The organism is Tsukamurella paurometabola DSM 20162 (genome assembly GCF_000092225.1).
GTDB classification, from domain to species: domain Bacteria; phylum Actinomycetota; class Actinomycetes; order Mycobacteriales; family Mycobacteriaceae; genus Tsukamurella; species Tsukamurella paurometabola.
The window spans coordinates 4,205,062-4,230,077 of sequence record NC_014158.1 but is presented as its reverse complement, the minus strand read 5'-3'; the positions used below and the strand labels follow the sequence as shown (position 1 = coordinate 4,230,077).

The 25,016-nt window shown below is 67.9% G+C and carries 26 protein-coding genes and 1 tRNA gene; 11 read left to right on the top strand and 16 right to left on the bottom strand.

Translation table 11 applies throughout. The features are described 5' to 3' along the window. Positions 1-131 precede the first annotated feature (131 nt). Complete coding sequence (locus tag TPAU_RS20535) at positions 132-548, top strand: DoxX family membrane protein (protein WP_013128662.1); 417 nt, start codon at positions 132-134, stop codon at positions 546-548. 66 nt (positions 549-614) lie between these two features. Here TPAU_RS20535 and TPAU_RS20530 read toward each other — a convergent pair whose 3' ends face one another. The 5 genes from TPAU_RS20530 to TPAU_RS20510 form a co-directional block, all read right to left on the bottom strand. Further along, positions 615-2,252 carry an acyl-CoA synthetase gene (locus TPAU_RS20530; RefSeq protein ID WP_013128661.1) on the bottom strand — a complete coding sequence of 546 codons (1,638 nt, stop codon included), beginning with the start codon at positions 2,250-2,252 and terminating at the stop codon, positions 615-617. Positions 2,253-2,334: 82 nt separating this feature from the next. Further along, the gene (gene glfT1 / locus TPAU_RS20525; RefSeq protein ID WP_041944523.1) at positions 2,335-3,246 is read right to left on the bottom strand and encodes a galactofuranosyltransferase GlfT1; all 912 of its coding nucleotides are present in this window, start codon (positions 3,244-3,246) and stop codon (positions 2,335-2,337) included. Between the two features lie 22 nt (positions 3,247-3,268). Next, positions 3,269-4,063, bottom strand: coding sequence for a galactan export ABC transporter ATP-binding subunit Wzt/RfbE (gene wzt, locus TPAU_RS20520; protein ID WP_013128659.1), 795 nt, complete (start codon positions 4,061-4,063; stop codon positions 3,269-3,271). Position 4,064: 1 nt separating this feature from the next. Further along, entirely contained in the window at positions 4,065-4,922 is an 858-nt protein-coding gene (wzm, locus tag TPAU_RS20515; protein ID WP_013128658.1) for a galactan export ABC transporter permease subunit Wzm/RfbD, read from the bottom strand. 51 nt (positions 4,923-4,973) lie between these two features. Beyond that, the gene (locus TPAU_RS20510) at positions 4,974-5,483 is read right to left on the bottom strand and encodes a bacterial proteasome activator family protein (protein ID WP_013128657.1); all 510 of its coding nucleotides are present in this window, start codon (positions 5,481-5,483) and stop codon (positions 4,974-4,976) included. A gap of 70 nt (positions 5,484-5,553) precedes the next feature. Here TPAU_RS20510 and TPAU_RS20505 point away from each other — a divergent pair, with 70 nt between their 5' ends. Continuing rightward, positions 5,554-6,810: a cysteine desulfurase-like protein gene (locus tag TPAU_RS20505; RefSeq protein WP_013128656.1), complete on the top strand. Its 1,257-nt coding sequence runs from the start codon at positions 5,554-5,556 to the stop codon at positions 6,808-6,810. Between the two features lie 13 nt (positions 6,811-6,823). Then, complete coding sequence (locus TPAU_RS20500; protein ID WP_013128655.1) at positions 6,824-7,465, top strand: LysE family transporter; 642 nt, start codon at positions 6,824-6,826, stop codon at positions 7,463-7,465. A 15-nt stretch (positions 7,466-7,480) separates the two neighbouring features. Here TPAU_RS20500 and TPAU_RS23635 read toward each other — a convergent pair whose 3' ends face one another. From TPAU_RS23635 to TPAU_RS20485, 3 genes are read right to left on the bottom strand one after another with little or no spacing between them, the layout of a single operon-like run. Beyond that, the gene (locus TPAU_RS23635; RefSeq protein ID WP_013128654.1) at positions 7,481-8,239 is read right to left on the bottom strand and encodes a hypothetical protein; all 759 of its coding nucleotides are present in this window, start codon (positions 8,237-8,239) and stop codon (positions 7,481-7,483) included. Further along, positions 8,236-9,231, bottom strand: coding sequence for a hypothetical protein (locus tag TPAU_RS20490; RefSeq protein ID WP_013128653.1), 996 nt, complete (start codon positions 9,229-9,231; stop codon positions 8,236-8,238). The genes TPAU_RS23635 and TPAU_RS20490 overlap by 4 nt, the downstream gene beginning before the upstream one ends. After that, positions 9,228-10,205: an NAD(P)H-quinone oxidoreductase gene (locus TPAU_RS20485; RefSeq protein ID WP_013128652.1), complete on the bottom strand. Its 978-nt coding sequence runs from the start codon at positions 10,203-10,205 to the stop codon at positions 9,228-9,230. Before TPAU_RS20485 ends, TPAU_RS20490 begins: the two co-directional genes overlap by 4 nt. A gap of 90 nt (positions 10,206-10,295) precedes the next feature. On the opposite strand from TPAU_RS20485, the gene TPAU_RS20480 reads away from it, so the two are divergent. Then, positions 10,296-10,380 (top strand) — tRNA-Ser (locus TPAU_RS20480). A 341-nt stretch (positions 10,381-10,721) separates the two neighbouring features. Beyond that, entirely contained in the window at positions 10,722-11,369 is a 648-nt protein-coding gene (locus TPAU_RS20475; RefSeq protein WP_049825911.1) for a hypothetical protein, read from the top strand. 726 nt (positions 11,370-12,095) lie between these two features. On the opposite strand, the gene TPAU_RS20470 is transcribed toward TPAU_RS20475, so the two are convergent. The 3 genes from TPAU_RS20470 to TPAU_RS20460 form a co-directional block, all read right to left on the bottom strand. Next, a complete protein-coding gene (locus TPAU_RS20470) occupies positions 12,096-13,811 on the bottom strand; it encodes a hypothetical protein (RefSeq protein WP_147291119.1) in 1,716 nt (571 codons plus the stop codon). A gap of 243 nt (positions 13,812-14,054) precedes the next feature. Next, a complete protein-coding gene (locus tag TPAU_RS20465) occupies positions 14,055-14,537 on the bottom strand; it encodes a helix-turn-helix transcriptional regulator (RefSeq protein WP_013128649.1) in 483 nt (160 codons plus the stop codon). Then, positions 14,534-14,755 carry a hypothetical protein gene (locus TPAU_RS20460; protein ID WP_013128648.1) on the bottom strand — a complete coding sequence of 74 codons (222 nt, stop codon included), beginning with the start codon at positions 14,753-14,755 and terminating at the stop codon, positions 14,534-14,536. Before TPAU_RS20460 ends, TPAU_RS20465 begins: the two co-directional genes overlap by 4 nt. Before the next feature lie 398 nt (positions 14,756-15,153). Here TPAU_RS20460 and TPAU_RS20455 point away from each other — a divergent pair, with 398 nt between their 5' ends. Beyond that, entirely contained in the window at positions 15,154-15,306 is a 153-nt protein-coding gene (locus TPAU_RS20455; protein ID WP_041944754.1) for a hypothetical protein, read from the top strand. A 53-nt stretch (positions 15,307-15,359) separates the two neighbouring features. Here TPAU_RS20455 and TPAU_RS20450 read toward each other — a convergent pair whose 3' ends face one another. Both TPAU_RS20450 and TPAU_RS20445 read right to left on the bottom strand, forming a co-directional pair. Then, the gene (locus TPAU_RS20450) at positions 15,360-16,619 is read right to left on the bottom strand and encodes an IS30 family transposase (RefSeq protein ID WP_425358565.1); all 1,260 of its coding nucleotides are present in this window, start codon (positions 16,617-16,619) and stop codon (positions 15,360-15,362) included. 61 nt (positions 16,620-16,680) lie between these two features. Continuing rightward, positions 16,681-17,712 carry an MspA family porin gene (locus TPAU_RS20445; RefSeq protein WP_013128647.1) on the bottom strand — a complete coding sequence of 344 codons (1,032 nt, stop codon included), beginning with the start codon at positions 17,710-17,712 and terminating at the stop codon, positions 16,681-16,683. Between the two features lie 898 nt (positions 17,713-18,610). Here TPAU_RS20445 and TPAU_RS20440 point away from each other — a divergent pair. Next, positions 18,611-18,898: a DUF1905 domain-containing protein gene (locus tag TPAU_RS20440; RefSeq protein WP_013128646.1), complete on the top strand. Its 288-nt coding sequence runs from the start codon at positions 18,611-18,613 to the stop codon at positions 18,896-18,898. Positions 18,899-18,964: 66 nt separating this feature from the next. Next, positions 18,965-19,909, top strand: a complete 945-nt coding sequence (locus tag TPAU_RS20435) for an oxygenase MpaB family protein (RefSeq protein WP_049825910.1) — start codon at positions 18,965-18,967, stop codon at positions 19,907-19,909. A 52-nt stretch (positions 19,910-19,961) separates the two neighbouring features. Here TPAU_RS20435 and TPAU_RS20430 read toward each other — a convergent pair whose 3' ends face one another. Next, positions 19,962-20,519 (bottom strand): MaoC family dehydratase N-terminal domain-containing protein, encoded by a 558-nt coding sequence (locus TPAU_RS20430; protein WP_013128644.1) that lies wholly within the window; start codon positions 20,517-20,519, stop codon positions 19,962-19,964. A 72-nt stretch (positions 20,520-20,591) separates the two neighbouring features. Next, entirely contained in the window at positions 20,592-21,101 is a 510-nt protein-coding gene (locus TPAU_RS20425; RefSeq protein WP_013128643.1) for a CGNR zinc finger domain-containing protein, read from the bottom strand. A 25-nt stretch (positions 21,102-21,126) separates the two neighbouring features. On the opposite strand from TPAU_RS20425, the gene TPAU_RS20420 reads away from it, so the two are divergent. After that, the gene (locus TPAU_RS20420) at positions 21,127-21,909 is read left to right on the top strand and encodes a sulfite exporter TauE/SafE family protein (protein WP_013128642.1); all 783 of its coding nucleotides are present in this window, start codon (positions 21,127-21,129) and stop codon (positions 21,907-21,909) included. Between the two features lie 48 nt (positions 21,910-21,957). Next, a complete protein-coding gene (locus TPAU_RS20415; RefSeq protein WP_013128641.1) occupies positions 21,958-22,659 on the top strand; it encodes a hypothetical protein in 702 nt (233 codons plus the stop codon). A gap of 21 nt (positions 22,660-22,680) precedes the next feature. Here the strand turns inward: TPAU_RS20415 and TPAU_RS20410 are convergent, their stop codons facing one another. Beyond that, a complete protein-coding gene (locus TPAU_RS20410; protein ID WP_049825909.1) occupies positions 22,681-23,997 on the bottom strand; it encodes an MFS transporter in 1,317 nt (438 codons plus the stop codon). A 28-nt stretch (positions 23,998-24,025) separates the two neighbouring features. Here TPAU_RS20410 and TPAU_RS20405 point away from each other — a divergent pair, with 28 nt between their 5' ends. Further along, positions 24,026-24,991, top strand: coding sequence for a GlxA family transcriptional regulator (locus tag TPAU_RS20405; RefSeq protein WP_013128639.1), 966 nt, complete (start codon positions 24,026-24,028; stop codon positions 24,989-24,991). The last annotated feature ends 25 nt before the right edge of the window (positions 24,992-25,016 follow it).

The window sequence follows — 25,016 nt, the reverse complement described above, 5'->3', positions numbered from 1 at the left end:
GGGCGGGGTCGTATCCTGACATCAGTGATCTAGATCACACCACAGTTTCGACGGAATTATACGGACCACAGTCCGGTTGAACGGTTCACGTGCGGCGCAGGGTGCGCCGCCACCAGACGAGGAGAACTCCCGTGGACGTCGTATTCCTGATCGGCCGCATCCTGTTCGCAGCCCTGTTCCTGCTCTCGGCGGTGGGCCATTTCACCGCAGCCGAGGGGATGGCGCAGTACGCCCTCGCCAAGAAGGTGCCCGCGGCGAAGGCCGCCGTCGTCGGCAGTGGCGTGATCGCCCTGCTGGGCGGTCTCTCCCTGGTGCTGGGTGTGTGGATCGACCTCGGCGCGCTGCTGCTGATCCTGTTCCTGCTGCCCGTCACCGTGATGATGCACGACTTCTGGAAGGCCGTGGATCCGCAGATCAAGCAGACCGAGATGATCTCGTTCAACAAGAACATGGCGCTGATCGGCGGCGCGCTGATCCTGTTCTACTTCGTCAACGTCACCCAGTCGGTGCCGCTCGGCCTCACCGGCCCGCTGTTCCCCGCCTGGTGATACTGCTGCGATGACAGCGGCCCCGGACCCGTCGTCGACGAGTCCGGGGCCGCATCACGTTGTGGCTCAGTCCTTGGGGAGTTCCCGGCGCACGATCTTGCCGGTGGGGTTGCGGGGGAGCGTGTCGAGGAAGACGACGTCGCGCGGCACCTTGAACCGCGCCAGATTCCCGCGGACGAAGTCCTTGAGGTCTTTGGTCAGCTCCTCGCCATCGCCCTCGGGTGCACCGTCGGACAGCACCACGAAGGCGCGCAGCCGCTGACCGAACTCCTCATCGGGCACACCGATCACCGCAGCCTCGACGACGTCGTCGCGGGTCACCAGAAGGTTCTCCACCTCGAGTGGATACACGTTCTCGCCGCCGGAGACGATCATGTCGTCATCACGACCGTCGATGTGCAGCAGGCCGTTTCCGTCCCAGTGGCCCATATCGCCCGACGAGAGATGGCCGTCGATGATCTGCTTGGTGCGGCCGTCGCTGTAGCCCTCGAAGGGCGCACCGGCGCGGACGAACACGCGGCCGCGCACACCGACTCCCTCGACCAGGCGATCGTTCTCGTCGTACAGCCGCACCGTGGTCAGGACCGGCGGCTTACCGACGGTGCCCGGCGCGGTCCGCAGGTTCTGCGGCGTCGCCACGGTGGCCACGGCGACCTCGGTGGAACCGTAGACGTTGTAGAGCACGTCACCGAACGTGTCCTGGAATCGCTCCGAAAGCTCCGGTGAGACAGCCGAACCCGCGACCACTACCGACTTCAGCGAGCTGGTGTCGTATTTCGCCAGGGTCTCGGCGGGGAGCGAGAGCATGCGGGTCAGCATCGTGGGTACCGCGACCAGCATGTCGGCCTTGTTGTCGGCGATCAGCTTGAGCGTGTTCTCGGGATCGAAACGGCGCATGGTGACGGTGGTGCAGCCCACCGACATTCCCGCCGACCACATCGCGAAGCCGGTGGAGTGGAAGATCGGCGAGGCGATCACCACGGTGCCGCGGCGCTGGAACGGAATGCGATCGACCAGCATCGCGGTCGCGAGCGAGGGCACCTTGCTCCGGGTGGCGCCCTTCGGCAGGCCGGTGGTGCCGGAGGTGAGGATGATGAAGCCGCCCTGCTGCGCCGGCGGGGGCACCCGCTTGGTCTCGCGGCCCGCGGCGAGCTGGTCGATGGTCTGCGCGCCCTCGGGGATCGTGTCGGTGTCGTCGACCCAGGTGAGGTAACGGGGCATATCGTCGGGCAGCGCGTCCAGCAGCGAGGTGAACTCGCTGTCGTGGAACACCGCCTGCACCTTCTCGCGCGCACACACCTCGGCGAACTGGGGCTTGGCGAAGCCGGTGTTCATCATGGCCAGCCGTAGCCCGGCCCGAGCCGCGGCGCTGATGATCAGCATGAGCCCGCGGTGATCGCGCGCCAGCACCGCGATCACATCGCCCGCCTTGAGGCCGGTCGACCGCAGGCCGCGGGCCAGCGCATTCGACTGCGCCTCGTACTGGGCGTAGGTGAGGGTGCCGTGCTCGTCGACGATCGCGGCCCGGTCCGGGTTCTCCGCGGCCCCCTTGATCACCAGCGCGGCCTGCGGGCCGTACTGCCGGTTGTAGCCGAGGGCACGCAGAGCGACGTCCGGGCGAGCGGGGTCCACGACCCGTCGCTGGATCATGCGCAAGAGTGCGTGACCCTGAGGAAGCAGATCGGAGGCCAGGCTCGTTCCCATGCCGACGATGATATGCGCACGGCCGGAGGTCTGTTGAGGGGCCTTCAATAAGCCGTCATGAATGCCGAAGATCGGCGGCCGTTCAGGGCCGGGTGAAGCGCTCGTCGCGGCCCAGCTTGCGCAGTCGGAGCCATTCGCGGAAGCCCGCCACGTCGCGCTGTTGCACCAGGAAGAACCACCCGAACCGCGCCCACTCCTGAGGGATCAGCCTGCGCATGCCCGGCTGGGACTGCAGGTAGCCGCGATTGCGATAGGTGAAGTAGCGCTTGGTCTCGTTGTCCGGATATTGGGTGTGCATGCGCCCGCCCAGGATCGGTCGGAACTCGTCGGCACCGTTCGGGTGGAGGTAGGCGGTGGTCAGGCACGTGCCGAAGGGCAGGCCCGAGCGGACCAGCCGGCGGTGCACCTCCACCTCGTCGCCGCGGATGAACAGCCGCAGGTCGGGCACGCCGACCGAGGCCACGGTGTCCTTGCGGAACAGTGCGCCGTTGAACAGGGAGGCGATGCCGGGCAGCAGATCGTCGCCGGGATTCTCGGGATCGATCAACTCCGATCGCTTGCGTCGCCACACCAGGCCGCGGCGCAGCGGGAACGCCAGCGTCTCCGGATCGTCGATGGTGGCGACCACCGGCGAGACCTCGGCGAGGCCGTGCCGCTGCGCGCACTCCAGAAGCGTGGACAGCACCTGCGGGCCCTCGGGACGGCCGTCGTCGTCGGCCAGCCAGATCCAGTCCGCTCCCAGCGCGAGTGCATGCAGCATGCCCAGCGCGAAGCCGCCGGCGCCGCCGAGGTTGAACTGCGACGGCAGGTAGGTGGTGGCCACGGGCTGGGCATCCACGAGCGCGCGCACCTCGTCCTGGGCCGCGTTGTCCACCACGATCAGGTGGTCCACGGGGTGGTCCTGCGAGCTGAGCACCCGCAGCGATTCGGCGAGGGGCCCGGGGCGGTTGTGGGTGACGACGACGGCGACGATGGTGCCGGCCCCGTCGGACATGCGGTCCGGCCGCCCGACCCCGTCAGTCATCCTCGGCTTCCAGCATGTCGAGCACCTTGCGCACCTGGGCGCCGGCGTCGGCGCCTTCGTACGCGGTGACGACCTCCTCGATGCCGCCCTCCTGGCGTACCTGGCCGTGGTCGATCCACATGGCCCGGTCGCAGAGCTGGGCCAGGAACTCGTTGGAGTGCGAGGCGAAGACCAGGATGCCGGAGCGCTCGACCAGCGCGGCCAGTCGCTTGCGGGCCTTACGCATGAACTCGGCGTCGACGGCGCCGATGCCCTCATCGAGCAGCAGGATCTCGGGGTCGATCGAGGTCACCACGCCCAGAGCGATGCGCACCCGCATACCGGTGGAGTAGGTGCGCAGCGGCATCGACAGGTAGTCGCCCAACTCGGTGAACTCGGCGATCTCGTCGGCCTTGCGCAGCATCGACTTGCGGGTCTGCCCCAGGAACAGCCCGCGAATGATGATGTTCTCCATACCGGAGATCTCGGGGTCCATGCCCACGCCCAGGTCGAAGACCGGCGCTACGCGTCCCTTCACCACGGCCGATCCGCGGGTCGGCTCGTAGATCCCGGCCAGCAGGCGCAGCAGCGTCGACTTGCCGGCGCCGTTGTGGCCCACCAGGCCCACGCGATCGCCCTCGTCGAGGTTCATGGTGATGTTGCGCAGCGCCTCGACCACGACCACGTTGTCGTCGGCCATCACCTTGCCGCCCGCCGATCCCATGACCGCGCGCTTGAGCGAGCGCGATTTGGCGTCGAACACGGGGAAGTCGACACAGGCGTCCTGCGTCCGAATGGAAACGCTCATCTCACACCCAATACGCGACTCGGGAACGGAACTGCTTCATCAGCACCAGGGTCAGCCCCAGGCCGACGATCGTGCAGCCGATCACCACGTACCAGTGCTGGGGATCGAAGGGCTTGCCGGTGAGCGGCCCGCGCACCATCTCCAGGTAGTGATACAGCGGGTTCAGCTTCACCAGCTGTGCGCGCTCGCTGTTGCCGCCCGGCACCGTCTCCAGCGTCCACACCACCGGGGTCACGTAGAACAGCAGCTGGGTGAGCGCGGTGAGCAGCGGCGAGATATCGCGGAACCGGGTGGCCAGGATGCCGAAGAACATCGACACCCACACCCCGGTCAGTGCCAGCATGGCCAAACCGGGGATCACACTGAGTTGCGTCCACGACCACTGCTTCGGCGGGAAGATCGCCAGCACGATCACCACGATGATCATGTTGTGTGCGAGGAACAGCACGTTCCGCCAGACCAGCCGGTAGACGTGTACCGACAGCGGTGCCGGTAGCTGTTTGATCAGCCCCTCGTTGGCGATGAACACCTCGGAGCCGTCGATGATCGAGGTCTGGATGAACGCCCAGATCACGAAGCCGACGGTGAGCTGCGGCAGCAGCGTCTTGACATCGGCGGCGAGCAGGGCGGACCACAGCAGCGCCAGGGCGCCCGCGGTGACGCCGGTGGCGATGGTGATCCAGAACGGGCCGATCACCGAGCGGCGGTAGCGCTGTTTGATGTCCTGCCAACCCAGCTCCAGCCACAACTCGCGGTGGACGGTGGCGCCGTCGACCAGGTCGCGGATCGCGCGCTTGAAGGTGCGCGAATCCGAGACGAGGGGCGCCGGCTGCGGCTCGGCGGGACTATCGACTGGCACGAGTTCGAAGCGTACCCGTCGCGAGCGCGAGGCCCGGCGAGGTCGGCGGTGTCACAGGTACTGGCCGTGGCCCGTCTGCGACTCGGGACCGGGCGTCATCCCCGGCGGCAGCGCTCCCTGGCGCATCTGCTCCAACTGCTGGCGCGCCGCCATCTGCTGCGCGAACAGCGCCGTCTGGATGCCGTGGAAGAGGCCCTCGAGCCAGCCGACGAGCTGGGCCTGTGCGATCCGCAGCTCGGCGTCCGACGGAGTCGAATCGTCGGTGAAGGGCAGTGCGAGCCGCTCCAGCTCGGCCTGCAGATCGTCGGACAACCCGTCCTCGAGCTCCTTGATCGACGTGCGGTGGATCTCCTTCAGGCGGGCCCGGCTCGCGTCGTCGAGGGGAGCGGCTCGCACTTCCTCGAGGAGCTGCTTGATCATAGTGCCGATCCGCATCACCTTGGCGGGCTGCTCGACCATGTTCGACAACTCGTCGTGGGCGTCGCCGGCGGCCTCGGTGCCGGCGCCTGCCGGCGTGGTGTTCTCGGCGGGGATGATCTCCACTTCGTTGCGCTCGCTCATAGCACCATTCTGGCAGCACAGCGTGGGCAGTCCGCCGACTCGTCGGTCGCCGGGTGTAATCTGCGACGCAGTGAACACGTTCTCAGGCGACCAGGGTTCTCCCGGTCGGGCCTCGTCCGCCGTCGCTGTCTCGGCGTTCGACGTTGCCCGCATCCGGGGGCTTTTCCCTGCGCTGGGCGACGGATGGATTCATTTCGACCCCCAGGCGGGGGCCCAGATACCGGGTTCCGTGGCATCCGCGGTGGCGAATGCTTTTCGGGGATTCGTCAGTAACCCCCATGGTGTTTATGCTGCGGCCGCACACACCCGCGGCATCGTCCAGGCGGCGCGGGTGGCCGTCGCGGACCTGACCAATGGCAAGCCCGAGGGCGTGGTGCTGGGACCGAGCCGGGAGCAGCTGCTGTCGTCGCTCGCGGAGTCCCTCAGTGCCCGTCTCGGGCTCGGCGCGGAAGCCGTCCTGTGCCGTCTCGACGACGAGGCGAATCAGGCGCCCTGGCTGCGGGTAGCCGATCGCGGCGGTGCCCGGGTCACGTGGGCCGAGGCCGATATCGAGACCGGCGAGGTACCGGCGTGGCAGTACGACGAACTGGTGACCTCCGCGACTTCGGTGATCGCGATGCCGCTGGCCTCGTCGACCATCGGGTCCGTGCTCGATGTGGCGGCCGCCGCGGCTGCCGCACGCCGTGCCGGCGCGTTGCTGGTGGTGGATGCCACGAGCGCTGCACCGTACGAACTTCTCGACATCGAACGGCGCGGCGCCGATGTCCTGGTGGTCAGCGCGAACCGCTGGGGCGGCCCGCAGGTGGCCGCGATGGTCTTCCGCGATCCGTCCATGATCGGCCGGATCCGAGCAGTGAATCCCGATCGCACTCTGGTGGGTCCCGAGCGGCTGGAGGTGGGCGAGCACCAGTACGCGATGCTCGCCGGCCTGATCGCTTCGATCGACCACCTCGCCGGCCTGGACGAGGCTTCGGTGGGTGCCCGTCGCGACCGGCTCGAGCACTCGCTGTTCGGGTTGCGGCAGTACCAGCAGCGCCTGCTCTATTACTTGCTCAGCTCCCTGGCTTCCACGCCGCAGGTGGCGATCATCGGCCGCGCCGAACGCCGCGTGCCGATCGTCTCGTTCACCCTTCCCGGTGTGCCCGCCGCGAAGGCGGCCAAGCGGCTCGCCGACAACGGCGTCTGCGCCCTGTCGAACGTGCCGAGCCGGTACTTCGCCGGACTCGGCGTACCCGAGTACGGGGGTGCGGTCACCGTCGGGCTCGGGCAGTACTCCACCCCGTACGAAGTGGATCAGCTGATCCGCGCGCTCGCCTCCCTCGGATAGCGGCAGCGCCCCGGTGAATGCGGCGCAGCTGATCTCGACGTTCGGCGCCGGGATCCTTGCCGGCCTCGGCGCTACGGTGCCCATCGGCGCCATCGGCGTTCTATTGCTCAAGGAGGGCAATGATCGCGGTTGGCGGCGCGGCGCACCGGCCGCCTGTGGGGTGGGGCTCGCGGACTTCCTCTACTGCGTGGTGGCGCTCGCCGCCGGCACGGTGGTCGCGCCCGTCGTGGAGCGCTGGGGCCGGTGGCCCGCTGCGGTGGGCGGTGTCCTGCTGCTGGTGGTCGCCGCGCTCACGCTGCGCAACGCCTATCGCGGGCGTCCGCCGGGCGAGGAACCCGACGGTGCCCGGCCCGCGCTCACCGGGCTGCGCCGGTTCGCGCTGTTCTTCGGGCTCACGATCATCAACCCCATGCCGCTGCTGTACTTCCTGGCGATCGCGGTCGGTCTCGGATCCCGGCTACACGAGCCCGCGGTGGCCGGGGTGTTCGCGCTCGGCGTGGGGATCGCGTCGCTGGGCTGGTGCCAGGTGCTCGTGGCCGTCGGCGCAGCATTGCGCTCCCGGTCCACCGAGGCCACGCAGCGACGGATCTCGCTGGCGGGCGGGATCATCGTGGCGATCTGCGGTGTGGCCGTAGTGGTCACGGCCTTCCTGTAGCCCGTCGCGCGGTCGTTACTCGGCGCGCAGCACGTCGAGCATGCCCGGCCGCAGCAGATCGGCGATCCGGACGTACGGCACCACGACGGGCACGTAATCGCCGATCACGTGCGCGACCGGGACGTAGAGCTCGATGCCGGTCGCGGTGGGCAGCCACGTGTCGAGGATGTCGTTGCCGCTCACGTTGTCGGAACGCAGGCGCTTACTGGTGTCGAGTTCCGGCAGGAGGGTGCGCATCCGGGAGAGCGCGGCGGACTTGTCGCGGTAGACGTCGTCGACGGTGACGGGCGTGGCGGTCTTGGTCGCGATGACCACGGTGCCGACGCTGTTGTTCGGGTGGGCGGCGCCCTTGCCGTTCGAGTAGAGGACGATGCGCCCGGCTACGGCGTTCGCGCCGATTCGGGTGACGCCGCTGCGGTATCCGCCGGTGAGTTCACCGTCGCTCACGCTGGTCTGCTCGTCGGCCGGCGGCATTGCGGCGCGCGAGGATCGCATCGCGTCGTTGAACCGCTTCGTCACTGCCGGATCGCCGCCCTGCAGCGTCGGGATGGACACGGCCTTCCCCTCCGGCGTGCCCGGCGTCGAGGTGAGTGAGGGCAGGTAACCGTGATTGGCGGCGGCCAGCGGGGATGCGGTCGCCGGTGATGCCGCGGAGGACTCCGCGACGGACGGCGACGAACTCGGTGACGGTGCGGGCGTGGGGCTCTGGCTGCTGCAGGCGGCGGTGCCGAGGAGCGCCACGGCGACGGTGGCCGCGACGATCCGGGTGTTCACGAGCGATTCTCCATGGCGGCACGATACTCGTCCGACTCGAAGAACGGTGCGAGACGGCGCCGCAATAGAGCGTCGAGCACGCCGCGCTCGTCGAGGGTGGCGATCACCGGAGGCCCGAACCGCAGGGCCTCCTCGATCATGTCCTCGCGGCCCACTCCCAGTTCGGCGAGTAGCTCGTACAGCGAAGTGTCGCCGTACTTGTCGAAGACGTGATCGATGCCCTCGTCGAGCAGGGCGCGGAAGTACTCGGTGTCGCGGAACGTGCGCCAGAACTCGAAGATCAGCACCACCACGTCTTCGATATCGGCGTCGGTCACCATGTCGCGGTAGGCGGCCAGCGGGTTCTCGCGATTGCGCCGCCATACGTCGCGGACCGCCTCGGCGACGGACCGGTCACCGTCGACGGTGGCGCGCCGCAACACGGCCCGCACGCCCCGCCGTGCGGCCTCGTCGGCCTGCTCGCCGATCACCGGCAGCGCCTTCCCGAACACCCGGTTCGCCGCACCGGCCACGGTACGCGTGAGCGGATTCCGCTCCAGGGCACGCGCGGCGTCGTCGGCGGCGGAGGTGGCGGCGACGTGCAGCACCGAGGTCACCGTGTCGGCGGTGACCGGGCTCTCCCACAGCTGCTGGAGGACTCGCTGCGTGACCTCCATCTCGAGGACGGCGGTGAGCAGCTCATCGAAGCGACGGCTGTCGACGACGTCGGCGAGGCTGGTGTCCTCGTTGGCGGAGTGCCGGTAGAGGCGACCGGCGATCTCTCCCACCAGTTCCGGGATCGCGCCCTCCACGGGCACCTGCACGGCGTACTTGGCGGCGACGGCTTTGATCATGTCGGGCGTCACGGCTTCGGCGAGGGTGAGCCGCGACGCTTCGGCGAGTGCGTGATCCACCTCGTCGATGACGAGCGCGTGATAGGCGGTGTCGCGGAGCTGCTTCTTCGCGAACTCTACCTGGGCGTCGAGGAGCCGGGAGCCGAGATCGTCTGTCATGCCTGTTGATCCGCGACTAGCAGTACCTTGCCGATCGATTCCGGTGAGTCGAGCAGGGCGTGTGCCTGCTCGACGTCGGTGTAGGGGAGGCGGGCGGAGATGACGGGCTTGACCTTGCCGGCGGCGATCAGGGGCCACACGTGCTCGACCACTCCATCGACCACTGCGGCCTTGCTGTTCGGGCCGGTGGCGGGGCGGCCACGCAGGTTGGTCGCGCTCACTCGGCCGCGTTTGGCCAGGAGCGCAGCGATGTTCAGCGTTCCCTCGGTGCCGCCCTGCATGCCGATGATCACCAGGCGCCCGTGCGGGGCGAGTGCGCGCACGTTGCCGGGTAGGTACTTCGCTCCCATGATGTCGAGGATCACATCGGCCTTGCCGTCGAGTACCTCGGCGAAATCCTGTTCCCGGTAATTGATCACGATGTCGGCACCCAGCTCGCGGCAGCGCTGCGCCTTGTACTCGGATCCGACGGTGACGGCCACCGTTGCGCCGAGTGCCTTGCCGAGCTGGATGCCGTGGGTGCCGATGCCGCTGCCGCCGCCATGCAGCAGGAGCGTCTCGCCCGCCTTCAGGCCGGCCTCGGTGACCACGTTGGAGTACACGGTGCACGAGACCTCGGGGAGCGCGGCGGCGTCCACCAGGCTCACGCCGGCCGGTATGGGCAGGCATTGGGTGGCCGCGACCACCGCGTACTCCGCGTACCCGCCACCGGCGAGCAGGGCGCATACTTCGTCACCGGGTTTGAGCGCGGTGACGCCTTCGCCGACGGAATCGACGATGCCCGAGACCTCCAGGCCCAGGATGTGGCTGGCGCCGGGCGGCGGTGGGTAGAGTCCGCGGCGCTGCATGAGGTCGGCGCGGTTCACCGCGGCGGCGGCGACTTTGATCCGCACCTCGCCGGGCCCCGGCTCCGGTGTGGGGATGTCGATGATCTGCAGGTCTTGGGTGGTTTCGTCGACGCCGATCGCCTTCATGGTTCATGGGTAGCACACCCGGGGTGACGGTGGGCCCAGCCGGTCGCCCGGCCCGTTGGTCGGTCTGCGGTCCGGTACGATTCGGCGCAGGGAAGCGTGGCAGAGCGGCCGAATGCACTCGCCTTGAAAGCGAGCGTGGGTGAAACCACCGGGGGTTCAAATCCCTCCGCTTCCGCAGCTCAGGGGCGGTTTCCAGGAACACAGTAGTGGCCCCGGGAACCGCCCGTTGACACAGATTGACACATTCGCCAGGGGAATGCCCTCGGCGCGTCGCCCTCTGCGGCTTGGCTCACCCTTCTCCTTGAGGTGAAGTGCCCGGCCATGGCGAGAAGACCTGACTACGTGACCCGCGTCGAGACTGGCGCGGGCACCCGCTTCGCATCAACACCCTGCGCGCGAACGGGCGCAGGTCTCAGCAGAAGCGGAGTTCGCGACTGTCGAGGCCACGGTCGCCTGGCACAACAAGATCACCGCCGAGGTGTCCGCCGGCACGCACATCGCGCGTCTGAGCTGACGGTGCGCGCCGCCTGCGAGGCGTGGCTGGCGGGGAAGCGCATCAAGCCGACGACGCACGACGCGTACTCCGCCGCGCTGGCCCCGGTGATCGAGAAGTACGGCGACAAGCTCGTGCAGAAGATCACCAAGGCCGACGTCGAGAAGCTGGTGACTGAGCTGAGTACCGGCTCTGGGCCCCGTGGTGTGTGGAAGCGCACGTCGATCAACCCGATGCTCGCGCGGTGGCGCAGTGTGTGGAAGGACCTGCACGCTCAGGGCGTCCTTCCGCGCAACGTCGTGGCGCTCGTCGAGCCGTTGCGCAAGCCGCATGGGCAGGTGGAGCTCAAGCTCGACGGGGTCCTCAATGAAGCCGAGGTCGAGCAGCTCGTCGCCGCGCACGTTCCGCGGCAGGTGCCGGCCGGGGCAACCCGGCTCGAACGAGCGGAGATCACGCACGCCGCGCACCGGGAGTTGTTCCTGCACCTTGCCCTGCTCGGTCTCCGTCGCGCGGAGGTCGGCGGCCTGCGGTGGAGTTCGGTCGACCTTGCGGCTGCTGTCCCGTCGCTGACTGTGTCCGCGACTCGAGTGCAGACGCACGGGTGTCACCGCCGAAGAACCAGCGAGCGGGGATCGCCTCGGCCTCGGCGCCGATGGCCAGGAACCTGTTGAGCAGGTCAGCTACCGTCCCCGGCGAGAACTCCCGCCGAGGCCACCAGAATCGAACGGTTCGCAGCTTCGTGCAGCTGCTCAATTCGCACCCGCCCCTTCGATGGCGCATTCGTCGACTTCCTCGACTCCGACTACCGGCCCAGCGATCGCCATCCGGGTTCGCGTCAACGATTTCGGCGTCTACAGTCCCGCCATGGTGGGTACCTAGATCCCGCAAGCGGCGGGCTGAGCGCCCTGACCGCAAAAGGTCGCCCCGTCAAGCGTGATGATGCTGCGTTGCCGATCAAGTGACGCCACCTGGCGTCTAGGGAGAAGGCCCATGGCAGCGCTTGGTGTTGCCGAGATGACGATGAGCTCAGCTGTGACGAGGGCTGGTCCATCGGATAGGACCCTCGTAGTGAATCTGTACGAAACGTTGTCCGCGCAGTTGTTACCCGTCTTGTCACAGAGTGACCGATAGGAGCCCGAGCCCGAGCCATCGGGGCGGATGGTGATGCCCCTCCAGTGACCACCCCAGGAGCCAGCGAGCGGAGACGACGACGCGATGGGCCGGGAGGTAGGTCCGGCTTTTGGCGAAGACGGCGACGGCGAATCCGTAGCTGACTGGTAGCCCGGGCCGGCGCTCGCAGTCGCCGTCTCGGTAGGGCTGCACCCTGTGGCGACGAGCGCCATCAGGACTACACCGATCGTCACAGTGACCGTACGCGTCACGTACTTGAGCCTCATTTAGAGCACCCCCATAGCTCGTGTCCATGCAGCTTCCCGCTGCGTCTCTGCAGCCTTCGCAACAAGTTCCGAATAGTCAACGCTACCGAAGATTCCGCGCGTGACCGAAGCCAGATCAGATGCGTTGGTCATTTTGTCCGCGAACGAATTCAGGTTGACGCCGCCCAGCGTTGGATTGTGCTGCCAGAACCAAGCGGTGATCGCGACCGAGTTGCGGGGATCGGCGGCTAAGGCGGGGTTGGAGACCAATGGAAGCCCAAGGGCCTCTTGTGCAGAAGCGTAGTTGCCCGGACCGCCACTCCACGTACCCGTGAGCTGGATGAACCCACGACCGAAGTAGTTTCCGAGAGCGGCGGGCGGCTCCAACTCGTTCATGCTGCCGAGGCTTCCAGTCTCGACCGTGATCATCGCTAGTAGAGCTGCGGTGCGCTTCTTGTTCTCCCAACCGTCAATGGCTGTGACCAGCTCGTTCAGGTACGGCAGATACTTGTCAATGTTCTTGCGGGAAGCATTCGGCATGATCTTCTGCACCTGCTCAGCAGTGAGTCGCCACCGCGAATCAGGGCCCTTGCCTGGATTTCCAGTCCAGCCTCCGTCGTCAGGCCCTGGCGTCGGGGTCGGCGTGCCCTGCACGGGCTTGCTGACCGCAGTGGCGTTCGTGTATAGCGTCCGCGTCGCGTACTCGGAGACGACCTGCCCGCCGCGGACTGCGTCCGACGTCTTCTTGCGCCGGTAGGTCCCCGCGAGCGCGGCGATCTCGGCGGCCTGGTAGGGGATGCCGGAGTTCTTGTCGCGATCCTCGTCGCTGCTGCGCTGCTGGTCGTCGTCGCGGTCGCGCGCCTTGCTCGAGGTCGTCGAGGTGGTGGTCTCGGGCGTCGGGGTACGCAGCCGTGGCGTTGTGGTCGGTGCCTGCGGGGTGGTCGCGGGTGTGTTCGGTGCCGTGGTGACGGGGTTCTGGCCGTTCTGCGGCGCCGTCGGCTGCCCGGTCTGCGGGGCCTGGGTGGGGCCGCAGTTGAAGATGCAGCCGTTCGACGGTGTGTCGCCGGTGGGCATGGTCGGGACCTGCCCCTGCACGGTCGGGGTGCTGCCACTGCCCTGCTGCGGCGGGGTGTCCGGGGCGGTGTAGCCGGGCACGGTCGTGTTCGGGGCCTGCGGGGCGGTGGTGTTGCCGCCGTTGCCCTGGGTGGGCTGCGGGCCCATGGTCGGCTGCGGCCCGCAGGTGTTCGTCCCGTCCGGGCACGGCGCCGCGTTGGCCGGCGCATCGGACAGGCCAGCGGGGAGAAGTACGAGTGCGGATGCGATGCCGACGGCGCCGATCGCGGCGGCGATCCGGGCGCCGGGCGAGGCGGGGCCGTCACCGGAGTGCAGGGTCGGGTTCGAGTCCCGGAGCTCGCGGACGCCCTTCCAGAACACCAGCCCGATCAGCCCGGAGATGAGGAAGTACCCGAGGAAAACCACCGGCACCGGCGTCCAGTACCGGGCCGGTCCGAAGGTCAGCAGGAACCCGAGGATCAGCAGGACGGCCGCGGCGATCGTGATGGCCCACCACCCGGCGCGGCTGATGCCCGAACCCGAGTCGGATCCCACCGCATGTGCGGGCCCGTCGGTGGGTGCGGCGTCGGCGGGTTCTACAGCCGCATGCGCGCCGGTGCGGGCGACGGGAAACTGCTCCGTGTCGCCGGCGCGGCCGGTGGATGGATCGGATGGGGATGCCACGTGTGCCTCGTTTCGTGAGGAGAAGGGGGTGCCGATCGGTGCGGTGTTCACGATCAGCGGGAAGTGAGTTCACCAGAGCACGGCCGGGGGCGCGGGTTCAACGGTCCTGCGGGGTCTTGCGCGGTCTTGCGGTGCCGGACCGCTGGTCACAGCATTTTCCGTGACCGAACCGTGACCTTCTGGGTGGGTGTCCGGGGACCCGCAAGAGGCGCGGGTCTTGCGGTCTTGCGGCCTCCAGCACCATCAGATGTAGGCCTTGCTCAAGAAGAACGCCCCGACTGCGAGGGCCGCGACAAGGACGACCAGGAGGGTGATGACAGCGAGAGCGAGCGGCTTGCGGTCGTACTCGTCCGGCGGATCCCCAGCCAGTTGAGTCAAGGCGTTCTCGCCACCTCGATCCCCCTCGACGGCGTCTCCGCCCGGTTCGGCGGTGAGCGAGCGAGTCCATGCCTGCCTCCAGTGCTCTGCCTCCCAGAGGGTGACCCGCTCGGCACCCAGCGAACCGTCCGTAGCGTCGCTCGAGCTGTCACCGGCGAGGTGCAGGTACGCGACGACGGGCTCGAGGTCCTCGAATCGCGAGGGGACGTGTCGTCCCGAGCGCCACGCCGACAGGCGCTGGCGGGAGACCCCGGACCCGGTGGCGACTGAGCTGATGCTCGGTTCGCCGGCCTCGATGAATGCCCGCTGCAGCGCCTGGGCCAGATTCAGCTCGACAGGATCGCTCACCGGCGCATTGCCTCGTACAGCTTCTGGACGTTCGACCAGAACAGCCAGCCCGCGACAATCGTGACCACGAAGACCCCGCCCCATACCGGCCAGGGGCCGATCGCGTCGACCGCCTTCGGGAGCTGCGGCAGCGTCACCGCGCAGCACACGATCAACACGGCACCGGCGGCGAAACCCAGCGCGTCCTTGAGCACGCTCCCGCGCCCCTGTTCAGCCATGCGCCCGCTCTCCTGCTCGACGGCGCGCGGTCACCGGACCTGCACCAGTCGCTCAGACCCGACCGCCTTCACCGGGGCGGGCTTCGCCGGCGGTGCGGCGGCCGACGACGGCGCGGTGCGGGCTTCGACGGGGACACGGCGACCGGTTTCGGCGTCACGCCCGCGGGCTTCGCGGCCGGCGCTGCGGGCTTCGGGGCGGGCTTGACCGGCTCGGCCTTCTTCGCGGCGGCGATCGCGGTTCCCGCGACAGGGCGGATTCTAGGGATCGTCGCAACACCGAGCCTGGTAGGGCCCACCATACGGAAGTGCTCCGCTGAGTATTCCAGCGGAGCGCTTCTGGGATCCGCGGTGCTCGTTGCATTACGTGCACGCATTCGCATATAATCATGCCTATGACGATGACGCGCACTGAGCACCTGGCACACGACCACTCCGACCATGCCCATGGACCCGACTGCGGCCACGAGGCTATCCAGCACGGCGATCACGTGGACTACGTCCACGATGGGCACCGTCACGCTCCGCATGGTGACCACTACGACGAGCACTGATCCAAACGCCGCACGATGTCCTACGCTCGCGATACGAGCGCGGGGCATCGGTGCTAGCGAGCTGTAATGAGGTCACGCAAACGCTCGGCTGGTGTCTTCCAGCCGAGCGTTTTGCGTGGTCGGCGATTGAGTTTCTGGGCGACGAGTTCGAGGTCTTCGCGGCCGTAGGCGCTCAGGTCGGTGCCTTTCGGGAAGTACTGGCGCAGTAGTCCATTGGTGTTCTCGTTGCTTCCGCGCTGCCAGGGTGAGTGGGGATCGCAGAAGTAGACCGGAACCCCGGTGGCGACCGTGAATTGTTGGTGGGCGGCCATCTCGCAGCCCTGGTCCCAGGTCAGTGATCCCCGCAAATGTCCTGGGAGATTTCCGATCAACGAAACCAGCACGTCACGGACTTCTTCGGCGGAGTGGCCGCCAGGCAGGTGGCCGAGCATGACGTAGCGGGTGGAGCGTTCGACGAGTGTGACGATCGCGGACTCGCTGCGAGTACCGACGATCAGGTCACCTTCCCAGTGGCCTGGCACGGCTCGATCCTCGACCTCGGCGGGCCGGTCGGAGATCATCACCATCTTGTCGACGAATCGTCTGGTGCGATGTTCGGCGCGGCGGTGGGGCTTGCGGCGGGTGCGGCCCGTTCGCAAGGCCATCGCGACTTCACGGCGCAGGCCGCCCCGAGCCTGAACGTAGATCGACTGGTAGATCGTCTCGACGCTCACACGCATACTTTGCTCGTTGGGGAACTCGGTCACTAGAGAGTGACATATCTGCTCTGGGGACCACTGGTCCTGCAGTTTGTTCTCGACGTAGTCCCGCAGCGGACCGGCCTGGGCCAGTTTCGCTGGCTTCGGCCGTGACCGGCTCTTTTCCCACCTGCGGTGCGCCTGATGCGGGCGATAGGCACCGTTGACAACGCCAGCGTCGATCTCCCGTTTGATCGTCGATGCTGGCCGGCCGAGCTCCCTGCCGATGGCCCGCAGCGATGCCCCCTCGCGGCGCATGTCAGCGATAGTTTCCCGCTCGGTCAAGGTCAGAAACCGTGGATGCAGGCTCCGCTGCCTCGGTGCATCCGATTCCACTCCGACCCACGTGACCGCACCTGTCAGGTAATCGATCTTGCGTCCGTCGGGATGGATACGAGTATCGCCAATCTTGCGCACCCCTCGATCCCAGTCCCCAGCAGTGCGAACGCTGACACCGACACGCCGAGCAGCGTCCGGCCGCAGCACCCCCTCACGGCGAAGCCGGTCGTACTCGGCCCGGCCGGGATGACCACCATTGCTAGTGCTCCCACGTCCACGCAGGCCCGCCCTGCGCATCCATCCAAACGCCGTATTCACTGTCACCCCCGCCGCCCTAGCAGCGACCGACACATTGCCGTCAGACACGTCCAATTCCTTGAAGAACCTCTTCTTCACCATCGGTGAATGCACGATCCCCGCAACTCCTTGCTATCCGCGGTGTTGCGGGGATCGCTAGAACCCACGCAGCAGGAGCCGGGGCCGGCTTCGGATCCTCGGTGACCGTCGGCGGGTTCTTCGCGGGCCCGGGGTTGTCGCGCTCGATGAACAGCGGCTTACCGTACGTCGTGATCGCCGAATCGCCCTGATCGGTCGACAGCGTCGCGGTGGCGTACGCACGGACCTGCGCGCCGCCGAGGCACGAGTCCATCGCGATCCGCGTCTCCTTAGTCACCACATACCCGGACTGGCCAGTGAGGCTCTTCTTGGCGACCGGGAAGTCCTTCGACGTTCCCGGTGCGATGGTGCCGGTCATGGTTCCGGACGTGGTGACCGTGTCGCCGAGCGTCCCCGAGATGCTGGGGGTGATCGATCCGTTCACTGAGCCGCTGCCCTGTCCGCCGCTCGACCCGCCCTGGCCGCCCGCAGTGGCACCGACGGTGCCCGACAACGACGGCGTCACCGACGCGTTCACCGCATTCGACAGGGTGCCGCCGATCTGCAGGTTCTGCGGGGTGGCCGCGCACGCCAAGGTCAGGCCCACCGTGATCGACGCGCTCCGGATCGGCACCTTCGGCTTATTCTTCGGATCCTTGAACTCGATCAGCCCCTCACCGGCTATCGAGACTATCGCCTCGTACGTGTTCAAGGCACGACCGAGCGGGATGATCGACCGCAGCTCCTCGCCGTACTTCCACGCCCGAATCACGTAGCCCTCGCGGGTCTCTAGCGCTCGGGAGGTGTCGGCGAACAAGCCCGTCCGGATAGCTCCGGGCCGCGGCGCCTTGTCCGCCGCCGGCGGTGCCGCCGCGACGACGCCACCCGCGAGAGCAACACCGCTGACGACCGTGATCGCAGCCGCGGTCCGCAGGTTCGACTTGGTATCGCGGTTTCGGCGCCTCTGCTCGAGGTTGCCCCGTCGCGCAGCCTGATTCACACCATTACCGATCACGTTGTCCCCACCCTCACTGAATTCACATCAGTCTCATACGCAACTTTCGTAACACTGAAGCAGACGTTCAGGCTTTTTGGAAGCCCCGCGAACGACCGTTATGCAATTGACACATTCGGAGCTCTCGATCCTGAATCGCTTGCGCGTGAGACGCAGGATTGGAAACTCGCAGGTCAGGAGGCCGACGTCGCCCTTGACGTGCGTTGCGAGCGCTTCCAGTTGACGAAACGCTCATACTGGATCGTGATGTCTCGGTCACAGCGCCGCTGCCAGATCCCCGGGCCCGCGCGCATCGCCGGCCACGCATCCCGATTCTCCCCCAGTGCGTCGTCAACCGAGGCTCCAGGCGTTCTGCCAGGGTTGAAGCCGTGACCGGATCGAAGGAGGCCGTTGCCGCGACGGACGCCGCGATCCGCCGGCTCGCCTTCCATGGCCATTCATCCCGAAGCGCTCTTCCGCGCGAGCAAGCGCGGTACCGTCCAACCGGCCGGCTACCGCGGCGTGTACTCCGTCTTCCCACCGGAGCTCCTCTCGGCGCGGGATCGGTTGCAGGCGGCATGGATCTCGATTGACCTCACCTCACCGCCGTGGGAAGGGGCCGCCAGGCGGCGAATATCGTCAGCCACCATCCGACACCCAGACGTGGTTCTATCGGACAGGCAGACACGCGTACCGGACAGCGGGACAGGGAGTCCGACACCCGGACGTCCCCCTGTCCGGATATCTGTTTGCGCTCAATTGTCGCATCAAACGGAGGCTCCCACGGCGGTCTCAAAGCGAGCGTGCGTGATACCACTGGGGTTCAAGTCCCTCCGCTTCCGTAGAGCAGAAGCTCGGACACGGCGATCACGCCGGTGGACACTGGACTCCACCGGCACTTCGTTTCCAAGGAGGCTTCATGGAAGCCACGGCAGGCCCGCTCGACATCACGTTCACGGCCAGACTCGGCAAGGTGCGGGAGGGAGACACGTGGACGTGCGTGCAGCTTCCCGACTCCGCCACGATCTTCGGCACCCGCGGGCTGGTGAAGGTCGCGGGGACCGTCGACGGTGAGCCGTTCACCTCGTCGTTCATGGCGCTCGGCGACGGCACGCACAAGCTCCCCGTCTCCGCCGCGATCCGCAGGAAGATCGGCAAGACCGACGGTGACGACGTGACGGTGCACCTCACCGAACGGCTCAACTGAGCAACGAAGTTATTCGATGTTCTCGAAACGGGTGCATCTTTGCGGTGATGAATGCATGATAGGGATATGGCTGTTGTCGATCAGGCTCTCACCCGCTCCCGCCGCGCCCGGCAGCCGCAGACGCTTGCGGACCTGCTCACGCTCGTCGGCCTCACCAGCGGTGTCGCGAACATCATCATGCAGCTCTCGCTGCCGGCCGTCGGGCACGGAGTGCACGAGAGCCGGGTGGAATCGGGGAGCCCCCGACGGCATCCGTTCAAGCGATTGCGTACCACAGGCCAGTACCTGGTGGTCGCTGTCGCCGGTAATGACGACGATCGCGCCGCGCTCCGCCAGGAGATCGCCAAGGTACACGCGCACGTGCACTCCACCGCGTCGAGTCCGGTGAAGTACAGCGGCAACTCGCGGTCGCAAAAGCTCTGGGTGGCCGTGTGCCTGTTCCGCTTCTACATCGACCAGTACGAGTTCCTCTACGGCCCACTCGACCGCGACACGCTCGACGTGCTCACTCGGGCGGGTGAGCCACTCGCGACGGGTGTGAACGTGCCGGCATCGGCGTGGCCGCAGAGTTGGGCCGAGTTCGAGGCCTACTGGGAATCGATGCGGCCTGCGCTGTCCATCGCACCCGAAGTCCGCGACGATCTGAAATCGCTGTCGGACTTCATGTTTCTGAACGAAGCGCTCGGCGCGCCCGGGTGGGTGCTGGCGAAGGTGTTCGGTCCCCTCAACCATTTCCTCACGCGCGGCAACCTGCCGCCCGAGTTCCGGGAGATGCTCGGCTGGAGCTGGAGTGATACCGAGCAGCTGTGGTTCGACCGGTTGCTGCGTCTGCTCCGCATCGCCGATGTCGTCAACCCCTGGGCGCTCTATCAATACCAGCGGATGATGCTGCTCGATCAGCGAATCCGGTTGCGTCTGCGGGGGTCGGTGCTCGGTAAGGAGAAGATTCTCGACGAGCCGCTGGGCGAACAGGGTGCGACCCCGGCCGAGCGCCGCCGCAACCGCCGCTAGCCCGACGGTCCGCGGTTCGGTACCCGCGTGCGCGTCGTACGGCCATGAGGCCTCAGGCGTTCATGACCCCGTGCATCACGATCTTCTCGGCCACGTCGCCGTAATCGGCCTCGTCGTCGGGGGAGCCGCCGATCAGAGTGGTGGAGAACGTGACCAGGTGCTCGTCGCTCTGGGAGTACATCTCGTTGCGGATGGTGACCATATCGAATCCGCCCACCTGGCGGTACTTGTCGACGTGGACGTGCATCGTCAGCTCGTGGCCGGCGACCACGGGGTGGTGGTAGGTCATCGACTCGTCGGCCTGCAGCAGTTGGCTGGCGCCGTAGCCGATCACCGAATCGTCGAACAGATGCCGGTTGGCGACGATGCCCGCCACGCTCACGAGCATCGGCGGCGCGACGAGATCGTCGTATCCGGCCTCGGCAGCCGCCGCCACGTCGAAGTAGCGGGGGTCGGTGAACTGGGAGGCGCGGGCGTATTCGCGCACCTTCTCGCGCCCGATCACGTAGGTATCCGGGTGCACGTAGTGGTAGCCCACCGCCGCCTGCGCGCGCTCACTGATCTCTTCGGGAGTGAGGGGGCTGTCGGCGAGTGCGGTGTCGTTGGGCATGGTGACGACCGTACGGTGCTCGGCCGGTGCGTGTCTTGTGCAGACCTCCAAGGATGATCGGGAGACCTTGGATCACGCGGCCCGATGTCTGCGCACCGCTTCGCGGCTCCCGCAGCGCGGCGAGCAGTACCGCTGGCGACCGTTCCGCGAGACGTCGGCGTACACGCGCTCGCAGTCGGAGGAGGCGCATCGCCCCAGCCGTCCCATCCCGCGCTCGGTCAGGTGCAGGGCTGTCCCCGTCAGAATCAGCACCGCGAGCTGGCCTGCGAGGGTGGCCCCGGACTCGCGGTAGTGGATGTGCCATCCGGTACCGGTGTGGTCGGTCACCCGTGGATACGAGGCGTGCGTGGCGAGGAGGGCATTGAGTCGGTCCACTCGCTCGGACACCTCGGCCGCATCTACCACGGTGAGCCACGCGTCGATCACCGCGCGGCAGCCCTCGTAGTCCCCATCGCCCACGGACTCGATCGACATCGCGTGCTCGTCGCACCGTCGGACCAGGTCGGCGAGGTCGGCAGGCGGGTGGTTCGCCAGGTCGACCGCGAGCAGCACCGGATCCGTGCCGTAAGGGTTGATATGCACAAGGCCATTACAGCACGATGATCCGGTGCCCGATATCGCAACCACGACCCTGCTGCTTCTCCTGCTGGCCGCGTTGGCCGCGGGCTGGGTCGACTCCGTGGTCGGCGGCGGCGGGCTGATCCAGCTCCCGGCGCTTCTGATCGCCTTTCCCACGGCCGCGCCGATCCACCTGCTCGCCACCAACAAGATGGCCTCCATCGCGGGCACCACCACCAGCAGCATCACGTTCTGGCGGCGGGTCAAGCCCGATGCGCGCACCGCGATCGCCCTCGCGCTGCCCGCGTTCGCGGGAGCCGTCGCGGGCTCGCTCATCGCCTCGCACATCCCGCGCGCGGCGTTCAACCCGATCATCCTCGCCGCGTTGATCGTGGTGTTCGTCTACACGCTGCGTCAGCCGGACCTCGGTGGCAGCACCGCGCTCCGGTTCGCCGGGCACCGCCACCTCGTCGCGGCCGGGATCGCCGGGTTCGCGATCGGCGTCTACGACGGTGCGCTCGGTCCGGGGACCGGCTCCTTCTTCGTCTTCGCGATGGTCGGCCTGATGGGCTACGCGTTTCTGGAGGCCTCGGCCAAGGCGAAGGTGGCCAATCTCGCCACCAACCTCGCCTCGCTCGTGGTCTTCCTACCTCAGGGCGCGGGGTTCTGGAAGCTCGGCATCGCCATGGCGTGCGCCAATGTGGCGGGCGGGTATCTCGGCGCGCGGACCGCCGTCGCCAAGGGCAGTGGCTTCGTCAAGATCGTCTTCCTGGTGGTCGTCTCCGCGTTCATCTGCAAGATCGGGTACGACGTTGTGCGCCAGTTCACGTAGAGCGCAACGGTTTGCGTTGCACCCCGGGGCCGGACGTAAAATGAATCAGTGAGCGAACCCGGCGCTGCCCCTGAAGACCCGATCGATCTCGAAGCGTGGCGGACCGCTAACGAACTCTCGGTCCCGTTCGACGAGGCGCTCGATCGCTGGGCCGACGCGGCCTACACCGCTCTGGTCGAGACCGCCGGCCGCTACGGCGCTTACATCAGTTTCGCCGAGCTTGCGGCTCGTGCTCAGGCGGAGGTGGGCATCGCCACCCGTGCGCCGGTCCGCACGTGGATCGCGGCACTCCAGCGTCGCATCACCGACCGCTGCCAGGCCGCGGGGGAACCGCCGCTCGTGGCGCTCACCGTGGGGCACGATCAGAAGGTCGGCGAGGGATACGCCTATGCGGTCGCGGCCGCCGGGCTTCCGGTTCCGGCCAATCTCGACGAGCACGCCGCCGCGGCGCGATTCGCCTGCTACCTGCACTACGGGGCGGCGATCCCGGCCGGTGCCGGGCCACAACTGACCCCGAAGTTGGCCGAGGCGCACCGGGTGGCCGAGGCCAAGGCCGCGCGGACCCGTCCCGCGAAATCGACCGGTCGCGTCGTGAAGGCGCGCACCAGCGCACCGCCTCGGGTGAGCGCCGGAGCCGCCGCCAAGCCCGCGAAGACCTCCGCCCCGGCGAAACCCGAACCGCGCCAGGCCAAGCTCTGCCCCAACTGTTTCACCGAGCTCGCCGCCACCGGCGTCTGCGGCTACTGCTGAACGGACTTCCCTGGGGCCCGATCAGGCAGGCACCGGCTCCGGCGCCGCAACCGCCCGCCGAGCCCGCGGTACCGCCCAGCACATGATCGCCGCAGCGACACACAGGGCGCCGGCGGTGTAGAACGCCGGGTCGTAGCCGCCGGTCGAATCGCGGATGTAGCCCGCGCCGAACGCCGCCACCGCGGCGCCGAGCTGGTGCGAGGCGAAGATCCAGCCGAACACCACGGGCGTGTTCTCGCCGAAGTGCTCGCGCGCCAACGCCATGGTGGGCGGTACCGTGGCCACCCAGTCGAGGCCGTAGAACAGGATGAACACCAGCAGCCCGGGCGCGACGTGGGGCGAGAGCAGGGACGGCAACAAGGCGAGCGCCGTCCCGCGGCCCAGGTAGTAGATCACCAGCAGGATCCGCGAATCCACACGGTCGGTGAGCCAGCCCGACGCGATGGTGCCCACCACGTCGAACACCCCGATGATCGCGAGCAGCGACGCCGCTGCCGTCGCGGGCATGCCGTGATCGCCTGCGGCAGGGATGAAGTGGGTCTGCAGCAAGCCGTTCGTCGTGGCCCCGCAGATCGCGAAGCTCGCCGCCAGGAGCCAGAACGCCCGGCTACGGGCGCCGAGGGCCAGGCCCGCGAACGCCGCCCGCACGGCGCCCTGCGTCGGTGCGGGCGGCGCGACCACCTCGTTGGCACCGAAGGGCGGAATTCCCTTGTCGTAAGGCCACGATCGCAGTAGCAGGCCGGCGAGCGGGATCACCGCCACGGCCACCGCGGTCACCACCAGCGTGGCCGTCCGCCAGCCGTACGACTCCGACATCGCCGCCACCACCGGCAGGAAGATGAGCTGCCCGGTGGCGCTGGCCGCGGTGAGAACGCCGGTCACCAGGCCCCGTCGGGCCACGAACCAGCGCATCGCGATGGTCGCGACGAAGGCGGTCGACAGCGAGCCCGTCCCGAGCCCGACGAGCACGCCCCACAACAGCACCAACTGCCAGGCGTCTGTCATGAACACTGCGAGACCGGTTCCGGCGGCGACGAGCGTCAGCGCGCCGATCACGACGGGTCGCACCCCGAGCTTGTCCATGAGTGCGGCGGAGAAGGGGGCGGTGAGCCCGAAGAGGGCCATGTTCACCGACATCGCGGCGCCGATCGTGGCGTGCGACCAGCCGAACTCCATGTGCAGCGGGTCCATCATCACGCCCGGCACGGAGCGGAATCCAGCCGCGCCGAGCATCGTCACGAAGGCGACGCCGGCCACGATCCAGGCGTAGTGCGGAAACCTCAGTTTCGAGTTCACTCGTCGAGAATCCCCGGAACGCCGCTCCGGTTCCAGTGGCATCAATGACAAGATATGAAAGAATCCTGCCATGCACACCGTGGCCGTCCTGCTGTTGGAACCGATCGTCGGATTCGATGCGGCAATCCCTCCGCTGTGCTTTTCGGAGGCGAAAACCGAAGCGGGACAGCCGCTGTACCGAGTGATCACATGCGGGCTCGACCGCAACCCGGTCGCCGCGACCGGCGGCTACGCGGTGACCCCCGAAGCCGGACCCGAGGTGCTCCCGTTCGCCGATACCGTCATCATCCCCGGCACCAAGATCCCGGGACCGCGCACCGACGGCACACTGCCCGACGAGGTCCGCGCCGCGCTTCGCAGCATTCGTCCCGGCACCCGCATCGTCTCCATCTGCACCGGTGCCTTCGTCCTCGCCGCCGCCGGGCTGCTCGACGGCCGGTCGGTCACCACGCATTGGAAGTACGGAGCGCACTTACACAGGATGTACCCGCGCGTCGGGCTCGTCGACCACGTGCTGTTCACCGACGACGGTGACGTGCTCACCTCCGCCGGCCTGGCCGCGGGACTCGACTTGTGCCTGCACCTGATCCGGAAGGACCACGGTGCCGCCATGGCCAACAAGGTGGCCCGGTACTGCGTGATCCCGCCCGGTCGCGAGGGCACCCAGGCGCAGTTCGTCGACGTGCCCGTGCCCGCGAGCGGTGCGGGAAGCACCGTCGCCGTGCGGGAGTGGGCGCAGCAGCATCTGGACGAGAATCTGGCAGTCGACCAGCTCGCCCGCCGCGCCGGCCTCTCCGTACGCACTTTCAACCGGCGCTTCCGGGAGGAGACCGGCGAGACCCCGGGCGCGTGGATCCTGCGCCGTCGCCTCGACCGAGCACGCCTCCTGCTGGAGACCTCCGACCTCTCCGTCGACGCCGTCGCCCGCGACTCAGGGCTCGGCACCGGCGCGAGTCTTCGTGCCCATCTGCGCCGCGACACCGGAATGACTCCGCTCGGCTACCGCCGCGTCTTCCAGGAGGCCCCGGGGGCCTGACTATCCGGCCGGTCACAATGGAGGA

Coding starts and splice junctions, on each gene's coding strand:
- TPAU_RS20530 (WP_013128661.1), bottom strand. CDS start 2,252: ATGGGAACGAGCCTGGCCTCCGATCTGCTTCCTCAGGGTCACGCACTC.
- glfT1 (WP_041944523.1), bottom strand. CDS start 3,246: ATGTCCGACGGGGCCGGCACCATCGTCGCCGTCGTCGTCACCCACAAC.
- wzt (WP_013128659.1), bottom strand. CDS start 4,063: ATGAGCGTTTCCATTCGGACGCAGGACGCCTGTGTCGACTTCCCCGTG.
- TPAU_RS20510 (WP_013128657.1), bottom strand. CDS start 5,483: ATGAGCGAGCGCAACGAAGTGGAGATCATCCCCGCCGAGAACACCACG.
- TPAU_RS20490 (WP_013128653.1), bottom strand. CDS start 9,231: ATGACAGACGATCTCGGCTCCCGGCTCCTCGACGCCCAGGTAGAGTTC.
- TPAU_RS20485 (WP_013128652.1), bottom strand. CDS start 10,205: ATGAAGGCGATCGGCGTCGACGAAACCACCCAAGACCTGCAGATCATC.
- TPAU_RS20460 (WP_013128648.1), bottom strand. CDS start 14,755: ATGGCTGAACAGGGGCGCGGGAGCGTGCTCAAGGACGCGCTGGGTTTC.
- TPAU_RS20455 (WP_041944754.1), top strand. CDS start 15,154: ATGACGCGCACTGAGCACCTGGCACACGACCACTCCGACCATGCCCAT.
- TPAU_RS20450 (WP_425358565.1), bottom strand. CDS start 16,619: ATGCGCAGGGCGGGCCTGCGTGGACGTGGGAGCACTAGCAATGGTGGT.
- TPAU_RS20440 (WP_013128646.1), top strand. CDS start 18,611: ATGGAAGCCACGGCAGGCCCGCTCGACATCACGTTCACGGCCAGACTC.
- TPAU_RS20435 (WP_049825910.1), top strand. CDS start 18,965: ATGGCTGTTGTCGATCAGGCTCTCACCCGCTCCCGCCGCGCCCGGCAG.
- TPAU_RS20430 (WP_013128644.1), bottom strand. CDS start 20,519: ATGCCCAACGACACCGCACTCGCCGACAGCCCCCTCACTCCCGAAGAG.
- TPAU_RS20410 (WP_049825909.1), bottom strand. CDS start 23,997: ATGCCACTGGAACCGGAGCGGCGTTCCGGGGATTCTCGACGAGTGAAC.
- TPAU_RS20405 (WP_013128639.1), top strand. CDS start 24,026: ATGCACACCGTGGCCGTCCTGCTGTTGGAACCGATCGTCGGATTCGAT.